Source organism: Paenibacillus prosopidis (assembly GCF_003337375.1).
GTDB classification, from domain to species: domain Bacteria; phylum Bacillota; class Bacilli; order Paenibacillales; family Paenibacillaceae; genus Pristimantibacillus; species Pristimantibacillus prosopidis.
In genome coordinates, this window is record NZ_QPJD01000016.1 from 133,371 (window position 1) to 148,188 (window position 14,818).

At 48.9% G+C, this 14,818-nt stretch carries 13 protein-coding genes; 3 read left to right on the forward strand and 10 right to left on the reverse strand.

The window, feature by feature from the left end:
• Positions 1-100 precede the first annotated feature (100 nt).
• The gene (locus tag DFP97_RS23020) at positions 101-1,159 is read right to left on the reverse strand and encodes a BMP family lipoprotein (protein ID WP_114382739.1); all 1,059 of its coding nucleotides are present in this window, start codon (positions 1,157-1,159) and stop codon (positions 101-103) included.
• 220 nt (positions 1,160-1,379) lie between these two features.
• On the opposite strand from DFP97_RS23020, the gene DFP97_RS30910 reads away from it, so the two are divergent.
• Complete coding sequence (locus DFP97_RS30910) at positions 1,380-1,523, forward strand: hypothetical protein (RefSeq protein ID WP_181873642.1); 144 nt, start codon at positions 1,380-1,382, stop codon at positions 1,521-1,523.
• A gap of 340 nt (positions 1,524-1,863) precedes the next feature.
• Here DFP97_RS30910 and DFP97_RS23030 read toward each other — a convergent pair whose 3' ends face one another.
• From DFP97_RS23030 to DFP97_RS23065, 8 genes are all read right to left on the reverse strand, one after another.
• Positions 1,864-3,483: an MDR family MFS transporter gene (locus DFP97_RS23030; RefSeq protein WP_114382742.1), complete on the reverse strand. Its 1,620-nt coding sequence runs from the start codon at positions 3,481-3,483 to the stop codon at positions 1,864-1,866.
• On the reverse strand, positions 3,483-3,944 hold the full coding sequence (locus DFP97_RS23035) for a MarR family winged helix-turn-helix transcriptional regulator (RefSeq protein WP_245976555.1): 462 nt from the start codon (positions 3,942-3,944) through the stop codon (positions 3,483-3,485). The genes DFP97_RS23030 and DFP97_RS23035 overlap by 1 nt, the downstream gene beginning before the upstream one ends.
• 494 nt (positions 3,945-4,438) lie before the next feature.
• Positions 4,439-5,314, reverse strand: coding sequence for an urease accessory protein UreD (locus DFP97_RS23040; RefSeq protein ID WP_114382743.1), 876 nt, complete (start codon positions 5,312-5,314; stop codon positions 4,439-4,441).
• Positions 5,314-6,042, reverse strand: coding sequence for an urease accessory protein UreG (ureG, locus tag DFP97_RS23045; RefSeq protein WP_114382745.1), 729 nt, complete (start codon positions 6,040-6,042; stop codon positions 5,314-5,316). The genes DFP97_RS23040 and ureG overlap by 1 nt, the downstream gene beginning before the upstream one ends.
• A 23-nt stretch (positions 6,043-6,065) precedes the next feature.
• Complete coding sequence (locus DFP97_RS23050; protein ID WP_245976556.1) at positions 6,066-6,758, reverse strand: urease accessory protein UreF; 693 nt, start codon at positions 6,756-6,758, stop codon at positions 6,066-6,068.
• A gap of 52 nt (positions 6,759-6,810) precedes the next feature.
• The gene (gene ureC, locus DFP97_RS23055) at positions 6,811-8,526 is read right to left on the reverse strand and encodes an urease subunit alpha (protein ID WP_114382747.1); all 1,716 of its coding nucleotides are present in this window, start codon (positions 8,524-8,526) and stop codon (positions 6,811-6,813) included.
• On the reverse strand, positions 8,523-8,891 hold the full coding sequence (locus DFP97_RS23060) for an urease subunit beta (RefSeq protein WP_114382749.1): 369 nt from the start codon (positions 8,889-8,891) through the stop codon (positions 8,523-8,525). The genes ureC and DFP97_RS23060 overlap by 4 nt, the downstream gene beginning before the upstream one ends.
• Positions 8,892-8,929: 38 nt before the next feature.
• The gene (locus DFP97_RS23065; protein ID WP_114382751.1) at positions 8,930-9,235 is read right to left on the reverse strand and encodes an urease subunit gamma; all 306 of its coding nucleotides are present in this window, start codon (positions 9,233-9,235) and stop codon (positions 8,930-8,932) included.
• A gap of 914 nt (positions 9,236-10,149) precedes the next feature.
• Here DFP97_RS23065 and ilvD point away from each other — a divergent pair.
• Complete coding sequence (ilvD, locus tag DFP97_RS23070; RefSeq protein WP_114382752.1) at positions 10,150-11,835, forward strand: dihydroxy-acid dehydratase; 1,686 nt, start codon at positions 10,150-10,152, stop codon at positions 11,833-11,835.
• A 97-nt stretch (positions 11,836-11,932) separates the two neighbouring features.
• Here ilvD and DFP97_RS23075 read toward each other — a convergent pair whose 3' ends face one another.
• Entirely contained in the window at positions 11,933-13,336 is a 1,404-nt protein-coding gene (locus DFP97_RS23075) for a polysaccharide deacetylase family protein (protein ID WP_114382754.1), read from the reverse strand.
• Positions 13,337-13,502: 166 nt separating this feature from the next.
• Here DFP97_RS23075 and ytvI point away from each other — a divergent pair, with 166 nt between their 5' ends.
• A complete protein-coding gene (ytvI, locus tag DFP97_RS23080) occupies positions 13,503-14,651 on the forward strand; it encodes a sporulation integral membrane protein YtvI (RefSeq protein WP_114382756.1) in 1,149 nt (382 codons plus the stop codon).
• Positions 14,652-14,818 lie beyond the last annotated feature (167 nt).

The window sequence follows — 14,818 nt, forward strand, 5'->3', positions numbered from 1 at the left end:
CCCATTCGCATTCGCAAAACAAAAGAACCGCTCCCTCTATTTGCCAAGGAAGCCCATTCAACGAGCAAACCGGCTGCATGGTAGCAGCCGGCATCATTTTTTATTGAGCTAACGGGTTTTCTACAACGATTTTACCAGATTTAATGTCTTCTGCGATAGCTTTAACCTTGTCGACATTTTCTTGGCCAATGAATGCGTTAAGCGGCGCTTTGCTTTCTCTCGTTACGTATGTGAGACCAACGCCGTCTTCCTTCAAGCCGTAGTCTGCTGCTTCGTATTCGAACGTTCCTTCAACAAATGCTTTTACGGTTTCATAAGCAACAGCGTCAGTACCTTTCAATTGCGAGAGCACGATATGCTCAGGATCTTCTTCATTACGGTCCGTATCTTGTCCGGAAGCGTAGAAGCCTTTTTCCTTCGCGGCTTCGAATACGCCGTTATCGCCAACCGCTGCCATACCTGCGATATAGTCTGCGCCTTTCGAATGCTGTAGCAGCGCAAGCTCTTTCCCTTTTACCGGATCCGTGAAGCTGCCTACGTAGTTAACAAGGAACTGTGCGTTAGGATTCGTGCTTTTCAAGCCTTGCTCAAATCCAGAAGTGTATTTTTTAAGCAGCGGTGCGTCCATTGCAACTACAGCACCGACAATATTTGTTTTGGTAGCAAGACCGGCTAAAGCGCCCATCAGGTAAGCCGCTTCGTGCTCACGGAACACGACGCTGCGAACGTTCGGCAAGTCAACGACCGTATCGATAATGGCGAAGGGCTTGTCCGGATTTTCCGCAGCTACTTTTTTGAGCGCATCTTCCGCTTGGAAGGTAGCCGTTATGATTAGGTCGTAATCTTCCGCAACCGTGGCGCGCAGGTTCTGTTCGAAACCGGCAGGGTCGGTCGATTCAATCGTTTTTACTTCAGCGCCAAACTCTGCGCCTGCTTTTTTGAAGCCTTCATCCATCAGTACGAAAAACTTGTTAACGCCGATTTTTTCAGGTAAAACGAGTGCGATTTTCTGTTTTTCTTTTGTCTCGCCCGCTGCATTATTTGTTGCAGCGCTGTTACCCGCTGTATTTCCGGCATCATTCTTGTTGTTGGAACCGCAAGCCGCGACAATCGCAACCATTAAAAACAACGATACTGCCAAAGCAATAGCCTTTTTCATCGAAATCTCCCCTATATAATTGATTGTATTAATTCCTTCTTATCCTAGTGATTTTATCGGAATTTGTCAACCTAAATAAATTCAACAAATTTCTAGTTAATTTTACACTAAAACGATTCGTTTTAATAATACATTATTTAAACAGTCACGAATTTGTAACATCCTTTTACATGACTTGACTTATGCTATTCGCGAGATTAATTGGGAAATGTGAGAATCTATGTTTCAGGATTCAGCTAGCTTATCGGGTGCGGGTGCGGGTCGGGTGCGGGTCGGGTGCGGGTCGGGTGTGGGTGCGGGTGCGGATGCGGGTGCGGGTGCGGGTGCGGACATAGGATTCGCTATTTGTGTGAAAGAGGCCTAAAATGCAAACTGTGCGGACATAGGATCTGCTATACGCCTTTAAATGCACTTAAAATTAACTGTTTACGTCAAATAACCGATTCAATGTCCACAAGTACCTCAAAAGAGGGGCAAAACGGATAAATAACGTTCCCAATGTCCGCGTTGGCCTGCCATGGATCCGTTTCGATTATACATTGTGACGGTTGCTAATCGGAAGGACGCTCATCGAAGACGGAATTCCTATTAGATGGTACGAATTGCAGAAAGTCATGTACATCAAAAAAGCAATCCGCGAAGGACTGCCCAGTCGGATTGCTGTCTTGTTATTGATGCTGTTATTGATGCTGTTATTGATGCTGTTATTCATGCGCTAAGCGCTTAGGTCCACTTTCATCCGGTTCCGTGCTTGCAGGTCGCTTTTGCGAGGTACGGAGCGGAATTGCTTTTATAAACCACGTTAAGATGAAACCAGCGATTAATATAACCGCTCCTGTAAGGAAGACGCTTGATAACGCGCCGCTTAGCGCTTCGCGCATAAACATTACTAGCTGATCAAACATCGGCTGCCCCCCTTCAGACAAGCGGCTTCTCATCTGCTCCAGCTTTCCGGGATCAAGCAGTATTTGCGGATCATTAAGCTCCTTCAGCAGTGTTGCGTCAGCAGCAGGAATAACCTGCAGCCCGTCCGCTGCGTTTTTGTCCGCTGTCATTTTAGATATAAGCGTATGGGACAAAATCGTCGACATAACCGATACGCCGATCGTTCCGCCAAGAGTACGGAACAGCTGCGACGACGAGGTTGCAACTCCCAGCATTTTCGTATCGACCGCGTTTTGCACCGTTAATGTAAATACAGGCATCGCCATGCCGAGGCCAAGACCAGTAATGATCATATTGATAATAACCGTAAACGTTGTTGTGTCGGTACTCATAAAGGATAGAAGATACATACCCGCCCCCATCGTCAACGTGCCGAATAATGCAAACCCTTTATATTTTCCCGTTTTCGTCGTAAGTTGACCGCAGACTGCGCTTGCTACAACCATACTGAGCATCATCGGCATCGTAATGAAGCCTGACAGCGAAGCGGAAGTGCCCATTACTCCTTGAATAAACCATGGCATATACATGATCGCTCCGAACATGCCTGCGCCCAGCAGGAAGCCAGCCAAATTAGATACGGTAAAAATACTGTTGCGGAATAAATGCATCGGAAGAACCGGACTCTTCACTTTCAGTTCAGTAAAGATGAACAAAATTAATGCAACCATCGCGCCGCCAAATAGCAGCAGGATCGTGCCGGAGCCCCAATCATACTTCGAGCCGGCCCAGCTAAACGCCAGCAGCATAGGCACCATCGTCAGCGTGAGGAACAAAGAGCCCAAATAGTCGACAGTTTCGCCCGTTTTCCGTTCTGTCTTCGGAAACATAAACAAAATCATAAAAAACGCGATAAAGCCGAACGGCAGGAACACCCAGAACACCCAATGCCACTCCGTATGATCGACGATATAACCGCCTAAGGTAGGACCAAATAAGCTTGATAGACCGAACGCCCCCGACATAATTCCCGTCCAGCGTCCTCTCTCGCGGGGTGAGAACAAATCGCCGACTGCTGAAAATGCGGTCGACATAATCATCCCGCCGCCAAGCCCTTGAATACCGCGGTACATAATGAGCTGTACGATATCATGCGAAGTGCCGCACAAGAATGAGCCTACCAGAAAGAGACCGATGCCGGTCAAAATAAACGGCTTGCGTCCATAGATGTCAGACAGCTTTCCGACCAGTATCGTTGTAATGCTTGAAGTCAGCATGTAAACGGTGAATACCCAGCTGTAATATTCCATACCGCCGAGCCGCTCGATAATGCGCGGCAGCGCCGTGCTGACGATCGTCTGGTTTAATGCAGCAAATAACATTGCAGCGATGACAGCAATCATAATCGTCGTTTTTTTTCTGCTATCCAAGTGCTCCATTACCGTTCATCCTCTCCGGCTGCTTCCATATTCCCTCTCATTTGCTCAAACAGCCGCAGACCTTGTGCCATGTCCTCCTCCGACATCCCATCGAACAGCTTAAGCATGAGCTTTTCTCTAACTGTCTCGATTAGGTTGACGCTCTTCAGCCCTTCTTCAGTAATGTCGAGCATGACGACCCGCCGATCCTGTTCGCCGCGCTCGCGTTTAATATAACCAAGCTCGATTAAACGGTCTGCTATCCCGGTCACGCCGCCACTCGTAATGTGGAGCTGCTCCGCAAGTGCGGATGCCTTCTGCGCACCTGATTGGGCTAATATAGTGAGCATTCTCCCATGCGTCATCCCAAGTCCATGCACATTATAGTTGTTCCATTCCGCATGTATTAATCTCCGCACCTGACGGAACGATTCGTCCAACCGCTTCATTAAGGCTAACTTCTCTACGTTGAATTCGTCCATTCTTGCACCACCTTATACTTTACTCCTAAATATCTTACTACTAAAGTATTATAATTATTCATCCGGATTGCGTCAATCATTGCTTCTACACTGCAAAAAAATCCGATTCACTCTAAAAATAATGGCGAAAAGGACGTACCTGCTTCAAACTTATCTATTATCTGCAATAGTGGTAAAAAAACGTTATCTACTTCAAACTCCTCCATTTGTCTGCAATAACGATCATTGTAGGCGTTATAACTATCTTTTCGAGCATAATGCGGTAAAGCGGTATAATGCTTAAGTAACGCCTAAATTGACCGTTATTTTCCTACTATCTCACATTTTTATCACTATAACGCCCTTTTTTACCGTTACCCTACCTCGGTCTTCAGCCATGCTGTGTCCCGTTAGCTGATCAAATAAAAAAGCCATCTCCAGGCGATAGATAGCCTTAGAGACAGCTTATAAGTTTGCTCATGCTCATAATTAATTAGGTTGCTTTTACAAAAAAATCATCCCTGCAAAAAACGAAGCGGCGGCTTGCCGAGCACTCCTGCTCTTGCTGTCTGCCAAATCTCCCGCATAAGCTGCTGAAGCGGCCATGCGCCTGTCGATGCGGCGGATACGGCAACGCCAAACCGGTGCGTAAGCGAAGCGCCTGCAACAACGGGATGACCGCCGGGTGCGGCATAGCTGTCCAGAGTCTGCTGCAGCTGCTCTAGATGCATACTGTTTACGCGGTCAGAGAAAACGTAAAACGTCGCCCAGTGCGTCATCTCATCCCAGCAGCCCGGGGCATGAATGGATTGTCGCGACGGTTCAATTCGCTGCTGCTGCGAGAAAATAAGCTCATCGCCGTAACGAACCGAAAGCGCGTTGCGGTAGCAGCGGTAATCGAAACGTTCACCGCGGAGCGTTCTTCCCGGACAAAGCACATCGGCCTGCATCCAAACCGCTCCTGCTAGCAGCTGCACATGCGTTTCATTTTGAAATGCCGCACTTTTATACAGCATGACCGGCTCAGGCATATGTTCAACGACTGCGTTCTCTTCCAAATAAAAAGTCTGGTACATGGACGAACCGCCGCCCGGCCTGCTCGGATGCACCTTCATATACGATTGATTCGTTATCATGACATGCGAGTCTCGGTCCGATGTCCATTCCAATTCGTATCGGTCGCCATCAAGCAAGCCCGGCGATACATCCATTACGATAACGCCGAGCTGGCCGTCAAGCGGAAATGCTTTGGCAATTTTGATCGGTGCTGTGTGATATTTATGGTTAACTATCGTTTGTCCGCCGCGACTGGCGAATGAGGTTCGCAGCACCGACGTTCGTGTAATTGGACTATCGGCTCCGACCGGCCCAACAAGCAGAGAACGATCCATTAAGACGCGGAATGGCGATGGCTTGGCGGCGTACTGGACAGCTGAATCGTATGCGTATGTTCAACACCGCGAGCATGCGAAACCTCATGCGTAAGCCAGCTTACAATCTCATCTACACCGTCACCGCCGAAAAGGTTGGAAAATACGAATGGACGGCTGCCGCGCATCTTCACCGTGTCAGCCTCCATTACTTCAAGGCTTGCGCCTACATAAGGCGCAAGATCGATTTTATTAATAACGAGCAAATCGGAACGCATAATGCCAGGTCCGCCCTTGCGCGGAATTTTCTCCCCTTGCGCGACGTCGATAATATAAATAAACCGGTCGACAAGCTCCGGACTGAATGCAGCAGCCAGATTATCGCCGCCGCTCTCGATGAAAATCATATCCAAATTTTCAAAGCGCCGCTCCAGCTCTTCAATAGCTTCGAAATTCATCGATGCGTCCTCGCGTATTGCCGTATGCGGGCAGCCGCCCGTCTCCACGCCGATAATCCGTTCCTCAGGCAGCACGCCCGTGTTGAACAATATGCGCGCGTCTTCCTTCGTATAGATATCGTTCGTGATAACTGCCAAGTTATAGCGGGTATGAAGCTCGCGTGTCAATCTCTCGACTAGCGCCGTTTTCCCTGATCCTACCGGCCCTCCGATACCGATGCGAATCGGGCGTGAGCTATCAATAGCCGGGCTTTCCCATTCTTGATGCGTATGTCCTTGTCCTTGGCACATCTGTCATTCCTCCAATTCATTGTTTAAGACATGAATAATCTCGAATACAATCGCTCATGCCGCATCATCGCAAGCTCCGCCATTGGCATGTTGGCGTATGCTTCTTCCGGCTCAAGCGCTCTTGCAATGTTCATCGCTTCCATCGTGTGCGGAATCAGTCTCGCTATTAACGACTGCCCTTCCGTTTGCCCCATCGACATAAGACGCAGTGCGCTGTTCACGCAAGTAACGATACAGGTGTACAGGTAGCCTTGAATCGCACGTTCTTCCGAAACGCCGAGCAGCCAGCAGGCGTACCCATGCGCGAGGGGATGTGATGCAAAGCACCGGCCTGCGCGCAGGGCTTCCGTCAATGGCGTCCAATTAAGCTGTGGATGAACGGCAGCCGCAAGCTGCAGCAGGCGCCGCCCCATCTTCTCTACCCCGCTGCGGGTTTCCGAAGCGATTCTTTGAACATGGACAAGACGCTCAACCGACCACAGCCTATCCCATTCCTCTAAAGGCACATCACGATATACCGCCTTAATTACCATCGCGTCCGAACATGCCCAGCTTTGCAGCAGCATCGCCGAAGCATATGCGTACAGCTGGGCGGAAGTATTCATCCTGCCGTCCTGAACCATCGTTTCCAATCCAAATGAATGCGAGAAGCCGCCGATCGGCAGCGCCGAATCTAGAAGCTGCTGCATGGCAAGCCATCTGACATTATCGTTCATTTACCGTCCGCCCTTCCTGTCCGCATCGGTACCGGCCATCAGCCATAACCCTCTAAAACAAGAAGTAGCGCTGTGCCATCGGCAGCACCTCTGCCGGCTCGCAAGTAACATGCTCACCATCCACCGTCACGTGATACGTTTCCGGATCCACTTCCAGCTTCGGTGTGGCGTCATTATGAATCATATCCTTCTTCGTAACCGTCCGGCAGCCTTTAACCGGCTCGATCCGCTTCTGCAGCCCCAGCTCCTTCGCTACTCCCCGGTCATAGGCCGCTTGCGAAACAAACGTAATGGAGCTGCTGAATACCGCTTTGCCAAAGGACGCGAACATGGGACGGCCAAATACAGGCTGCGGTGTCGGAATCGAAGCGTTCGGATCGCCCATTTGTGCATAGGCAATGCTGCCGCCCTTCAACACGAGATCCGGCTTCACGCCAAAAAACATCGGACTCCAAATGACGAGATCGGCGAACTTGCCAGCTTCCAACGAACCTACCAAATGCGAAATGCCATGCGTAATTGCCGGATTGATCGTATATTTCGCAATATAACGCTTGATGCGGTAATTGTCGTGCTGCTCGTTGTCTGGCGACAGCGGACCGCGCTGCTGCTTCATTTTGTCAGCCGTCTGCCACGTACGAATAATCACCTCGCCAACCCGGCCCATCGCCTGCGAATCCGAGCTAATCATGCTGAATACGCCCATATCGTGCAAAATGTCTTCAGCCGCGATCGTTTCCGGCCTAATCCGTGAATCGGCGAACGCCACATCCTCCGGTATGCTGCTGTCGAGATGATGGCAAACCATCAGCATGTCTAAATGTTCTTCTATTGTATTAATGGTAAAAGGTCGCGTCGGGTTCGTTGAAGAAGGCAGCACGTTCAGCTCTCCTGCCGCAACAATGATGTCCGGCGCATGACCGCCCCCCGCCCCTTCCGTATGATACGTATGGATGGTGCGGCCGCCGATAGCCGCAAGAGTATCCTCAACAAAGCCTGCTTCGTTTAACGTATCGGTATGTATCGCAACCTGCACGTCATACTGGTCCGCCGCTTGCAAGCAAGCATCTATTGCTGCCGGTGTCGTACCCCAATCCTCGTGCAGCTTCAGCCCGATTGCTCCAGCTTCGATTTGCTCGATGAGCGGAGCAGTGAATGAAGCATTGCCTTTGCCCGTAAAACCGAGATTCATCGGAAAATGCTCCGCCGCTTCGAGCATACGCCGCATATGCCAGGCGCCCGGCGTTACCGTTGTCGCATTTGTACCCGTTGCAGGACCCGTTCCACCGCCGATCATCGTCGTCACGCCGGAAGACAAGGCCGTCTCAATCTGCTGCGGACAAATAAAATGAATATGCGAATCAATGCCGCCAGCCGTCACGATTTTGCCTTCGCCGGCAATGACCTCGGTGCTGGCACCCACAATCATATTCGGATGGACGCCATCCATAATATCGGGATTGCCCGCTTTGCCGATGCCGGCTATCATCCCGTCTTTTATCCCGATATCGGCTTTCACAATTCCCCAATGATCGATAATGACCGCGTTTGTAATAAGCGTATCCAGCACGCCTTCATCCCGCAGCGCGCCGCTTGACTGCCCCATTCCGTCGCGGATGACCTTGCCGCCGCCGAATTTGCATTCGTCGCCGTAAACGGTATAATCGCGTTCGATTTCCGCCCAGAGCCCGGTATCCGCAAGTCTTACCGCATCCCCGGTTGTCGGCCCGAACATAGCCGCGTAGCTTCGCCTGTCCATCCTGCTCATTCGCCATCCCCTTCCCAGGCAGCAAGCCGCTCCCGAACCTCAAGAGTAATCTTGCCAGCTTCCGCTTTACCTTGGCTTAAACCGTTTAACCCATAAGAAAGCTTCGAACCGCCCAGCTCGACTACCGTCACCGGCTTTTCCTCACCCGGCTCGAAACGAACCGCCGTTCCCGCAGCGATGTGCAGGCGCATGCCGAAAGCTGCCTCGCGGTCAAATTTTAATGCACGGTTTACTTCAAAAAAATGAAAATGAGAGCCGACCTGGACAGGTCTATCGCCCGTATTGACTACGATGAGCTGCTGCGTCAGGCGTCCGGCATTCAATTCAATCTCGCCCGCAGCCGTTCGATATTCTCCTGGTATCATCTTGCCCTACGCCTCCTCTTATGTATCTATTCCTTCATCTAGCCTGTAATCGGATAATGGATCGTGACAAGCTTCGTACCGTCGGGAAAAGTCGCTTCCACCTGGACCTCATGGATCATTTCGGGAATGCCGGGCATAACCTGCTCCCGCTTCAGCACCTGTGTTCCGTATTCCATTAATTGCGCAACCGTCATTCCGTCCCGCGCACCTTCCATAATTTCCGAGGTGATGAGCGCGACGCTTTCGGGATAATTAAGCTTCACGCCGCGGTTCATCCGGCGTCTCGCCAAATCCGCTGCGATCGTGATGAGCAGCTTTTCTTTTTCACGTTCGGTCAACTGCATGTTTCCACCTCTTTACCAGTAATAACTTCATTATAGACAGCAATTTAGGGTAAGTAAATCTGTTGACGTTAGATTTCGTGACATAAAAATAAAAAAACAGAATGTACGGCGTTAACTCATTCTAGATTTAACATGAAACTAACATGAATATTAACCGTCTTCTGCAGTTCTTAACTCCTCCGACAGAGGATCCCGATTGCTTTGTGTTCCTAAACAATGGCTGCATAAAATAAAATACGCGACACAAAACTGCTTTAATAAACAGTTTTATATCGCGCTTAGTATTTAATGTTTATTTTAGTATAGAGCTGCAACCACTAATAATATTGCTATATGCCCCGTTGCGTAATACCACAAATCGGTGGAAAATCTACATCAAGAATCTCCAGAAAAATTCCAATAACAAAGGAGTAATATCATATGATGCAACGTGAGAATATGGATCACATTTTCTTATTATAGTAGATGCTAAATAATGGCATCATAAGTGAATGAATTTTAGAGCAGCAATTGCACTATTTATAATAATGGAGAAGTTCAACTGTAAAGAATCAATTTTTCCGCTTGGTTCACTCCAAATGGATTCATGACTTCGTACAAGGACATTGAATCCGTTATTTATCCGTTTCGTCCCTCTTTTGAGGTACTTACGGACACCGAATCCTTTATTTGCTGCAAAATTTTGAGTGCATTCTAAGGCGTATAGAGGATCCATTGTCCGCATGACTCGTCGTTCGCAATGCAGAACACGTAATTTCATACATTTATTCCTGTTCCCGTAAAGCAAGTGTTCCTTAATGTTTTGTGAACATAAATGGCAGAAGCTTGTCTATCCCGTCTTGTAGCCAACGCTTGTCCAATGTGATAAACTTGAGTATCGATATTTTATTAAGCTAATAGGGGGCACTTTTTTCATGGCGACCAAGAGAATGCGATCAGACATGATCAAAAAAGGTTTCGACCGCGCACCGCATCGCAGCTTGCTGCGTGCCGCAGGCGTTAAAGAAGAAGATTTCGGCAAGCCGTTTATCGCGGTTTGTAACTCGTATATTGATATTATTCCAGGTCACGTCCACTTGCAGGAGTTCGGTAAGCTTGTTAAGGAAGCAATCCGCGAGGCGGGCGGCGTTCCTTTCGAATTTAATACGATCGGCGTCGATGACGGTATCGCAATGGGCCACATCGGCATGCGCTACTCGCTCGCGAGCCGCGAGATTATTGCCGACTCCATCGAGACAGTCGTTAACGCTCACTGGTTCGACGGCATGGTATGTATTCCGAACTGCGACAAAATTACGCCCGGCATGATTATGGGTGCGCTTCGCGTCAACATCCCGACGATGCTTGTCAGCGGCGGACCTATGAAAGCAGGCAAAACGTCCGATGGCCGTTCGATCTCGCTCTCCAGCGTATTTGAAGGCGTAGGCGCACACCAAGCCGGCAAAATCAATGACGATCAGCTGATGGAGCTTGAACAATTCGGCTGCCCGACTTGCGGATCATGCTCCGGTATGTTTACGGCTAACTCGATGAACTGCCTGGCTGAAGGTCTTGGTCTTGCGTTGCCAGGCAACGGCACCATTCTTGCTGTTTCCCCTGAGCGCAAAGAGTTCGTTAAAGAAGCTGCACGCCAGCTTATGAAAATCATTGACCTTGGCATTAAGCCTCGCGATATCGTTACGAAGGATGCGATCGACAACGCATTCGCACTTGATATGGCGATGGGCGGTTCGACAAATACAGTTCTTCACACGCTTGCTATTGCTCATGAAGCAGGTATCGAATATCCGATCGAACGCATTAACGAAGTTGCTGAGCGCGTTCCCCATCTGGCAAAAATTGCACCAGCTTCCGATTATCATATCGAGGATGTGCATAATGCAGGCGGCGTTAGCGCCGTTCTGAACGAGCTGTTCAAGAAAGAAGGCGCAATTCAGGGCGATTGCTTGACCGTTACCGGCAAAACGCTTCGTGAAAACGTCATTGGCTGCGAAATTCAGGATACGGATGTTATTCGTACCATTGATAATCCACATACTGAGCGCGGCGGCTTGGCTGTCCTATTCGGTAACCTGGCTCCTAACGGCGCTATTATCAAAACCGGTGCAGTAGACAAGTCGGTTGGCGGCTATCACAAAGGGCCTGCCATTTGCTTCGATTCACAGGACGATGCGCTTGCGGGTATCGCAAACGGCAAGATCAAAGAAGGCCACGTCGTTATCATCCGATATGAAGGACCTCGCGGCGGCCCAGGAATGCCGGAAATGCTTGCACCTACCTCGCAAATCGTTGGTATGGGTCTCGGCGCGAAGGTTGCTCTCATTACTGACGGACGCTTCTCCGGCGCATCGCGCGGCATAAGCATCGGTCACGCATCGCCGGAAGCTGCTGAAGGCGGTCCGATCGCTTTCGTTCAAGATGGCGATATCGTTGAGATCGATATGAACAACCGTACGATGGATCTGCTGATTAGCGATGAAGAGTTTGAGAAACGCCGCTCCGAATGGAAAGGCTTCGAGCTTAAAATCAAACGCGGCTACCTCGCCCGCTATGCACACCTTGTAACATCCGCCAGCACTGGCGGCGTTATGAAAATGTAATTAGATTCCAGGCATAAATTCAAAAATGGAGTGCGGACCTTTTAAAAGTCCACACTCCATTTTTTTATTGGCTCTTACGTTATAGTTGACATTAAGTTTATATAGCTGTTGTTTTCGTACCCAATTGCGCAGCTTCGTCGGCTGCTGCGCTTATTGACCGTTCCACAACATCGCTTATACGCTCGGCTTCCTCATGCATTTTGTTCAGCTGAATGGTAGCATAACGTCTTATTGTTGCAACCGGCATGAGCAGCATGCGCGGTGAAATCGTCTCTCTCCGCTTCTTGCCTTTGGCAGATGGCTGCGGTTTCGTCAAGACCCGTATAAGAATTCGCAGATAAACGCGGGTAGATTTCGCAAACAAGCCCTCCGGCAGTTGAAAAATTTCGAAGCCTAACCGGTCAGCTCCGCGATGAATCATCGTAACGCCATACACGGCTTTAATATCCTTCGCATCCGAATCACCCGCGAGCTGATTCGCCAGCAGAGGAAGCGCCTGCTCTACCTCCCGGAGCATGCGGATCCCTGTAGCGACAGGTGATTTGGAGGTAGCAGCGATGGAGGACAGCTTCTTGTTATCAAAATGCAATTCCACGACGCGATCACCCTTCGCAACATGGCCGCCTTCTGCAAAATCGACAGCTTCACCGTTGTACGTAGTAACCCGGTAATGAAAAGCCGGATCGTTCGTTTCGCCAACCGTTTTTAAACGGAAGGCAACGTGGAATGCTTTCTCCCAAAGCAGCCAAAGAGAAATGATCGCTCTTTTCCAAATCGACGAGCGAAATTCCCGCGCGGCTTCGGTCACCTTAATCATTTCGTCGATGCCGACAAAACGGTAGCCCCGCTTCGTTCCTTCTTCTAAATAGGCTTCAAGCGCTGTAAGCATATTTCTTGGCGCATCCTTGTCGGCTCCGAGCGTCATGCCGCAATCGTGCAGCAGTATGACTTCTCCTGGTCGCAGCTTCTTCAGCATCCGCTTCTTCAGCCGTTCCGCTCCCAGCCGAATTCGCCAATCGCCGAACATGGCTGACCACAATATAATTTGCAAATAACCTAAATTCGCATAGTCGAATACGTTTACGATTCCCCATGGCGGACGATAATAAGCCGAACGAATTCCTGTTGCTTTCTCGATAATTTCGGCGGTGCGCTCGATCTGGCGCTTAACCGTGCGGGGCCTCATGACCCAGTTCGATTTGTGAACATAATTATGAATACCGATAATATGACCTTCAGCCTTCATCCTTTGCAGCAGCTCCGTTTGCGTCTCCGCATGAGAACCCACGACAAAAAAGGTCGCCTTCGCATGATAGCGGGCGAGCAAATCAAGCAGCTGCGGCGTATAGTGCGGATCGGGTCCGTCATCGAATGTAAGGGAAATTTCCTTCTCCACCCTACCTTTATTAAATACGCGGAAGCCGAAGGTCCGGCTAATAAAACCCGGGAGGAAAGCGTAAAAAGACACGACGTACAATCCCCACAGCAGCAAATTTTCCATTTTGTTTTCCCCACCGTTATATGATTTAGTCGACGAATGAATAGCGGTACAAAACAACAACAATAGTTCTAATTGTAGCATATCGCAATAAAAAATAGGCATCTTTTTAAAAACTATAGTACAATCTTAATGGAAATATGATAACCCAAAAAGAAGGAGAAGAACGATGCTGCCATTTTACAAAAAGTATTGGCGAACCGCCTTTGACATTGCTCTTATCGCGCTCACTGTATATTTAATTATGTATTCCTTCAGCTACTTGTACCGAATCGCAACGCCTATTTTCTTTTCCTTTCTCATTTTTTTGTGCATTGAACCGTTAGCTCGGCGCTTGAATAAGCTTGGTATAAAAAAATCGATAGCATCCGGCATATCCGTTCTTGTATTTTCGATCATCATTCTTGGAGCCTTTTCCGGCATGGCCTATCTTGTGACGAAGCAGGGCTCGGAGCTGGTTGCAAACTTTCCCCAATACCAAGAAATGCTCGCGGAACAAATCGCAAATTTAACGGCGCAGATCGAACAAAGGTTTAATGCGCTGCCGCCTGACCTCGATCTTGTCGAGCGTTCTAAAGAATTGATTCAAGGAGCGTTAGCTTATCTTCAAACGTTAGCCATGACCGTCCTCTCTAATATCGTAGGTTATGTTTCTTCCTTCTCCACCTTCGTCTTTAACTTTGTGGTCGGTATTATATTAGCTTATTTCTTAAGCATTGAAATTACGACTTGGAAACAAACCGCAGAGGACAAAACGCCGAAAACGTTCAAAACAGTATTCTTTTTCCTGCGTAACAACGTATTTAAAGGCATTGCCCTCTACATAAAAGCGCAGGCTAAAATGATCAGCATCACCTTTATTGTTATTTTGATCGCATTAATCCTGCTCGGAGTGAAGAATGCATTCGTCATTGCAGTCGTAGCTGCTATTTTCGACATTTTACCGCTGCTCGGCGTAGGCACCGTCTTCATCCCATGGATTATTTACTTGATCATCGTAGGTAAAATCTCGCTCGCCATCTGGCTGTCTGCCCTGTTTCTCGTCGTCGTGCTTACGCGCCAAATTCTTGAGCCGAAAATAACGGGAGACTCGCTCGGTGTATCCGCGTTCACGATGCTCGCCTTCATGATTGTTTCGTTGTCGCTATTCGGCGTCGCCGGTGTCATTTTATCGCCCATATTAATGATTTTGATTAAGGCGCTTTACGATCAAGGCTACTTCCACCGCTGGATACGTACGCCGCAAGGTGAATTCGACGTTCCTGCGTCGGGAGAGTCCTATGTGCAAAGCCTTATGAAGCAGGATGAGGACAAATAAAGTGAAAAAAGGGCCGTGCCGCCCTACAGCGAAATCTATTTTCGCAGTAGGATGACACGGCCTTTTTATGTTTTTTTAGAAATAGATGCGTGAAAGGACGTTCCAATTGTAAAAAAGCATATAAGGGGTTAGCGTTCCCTCTCTTACTTGAGCAACGTTTTTTTGCG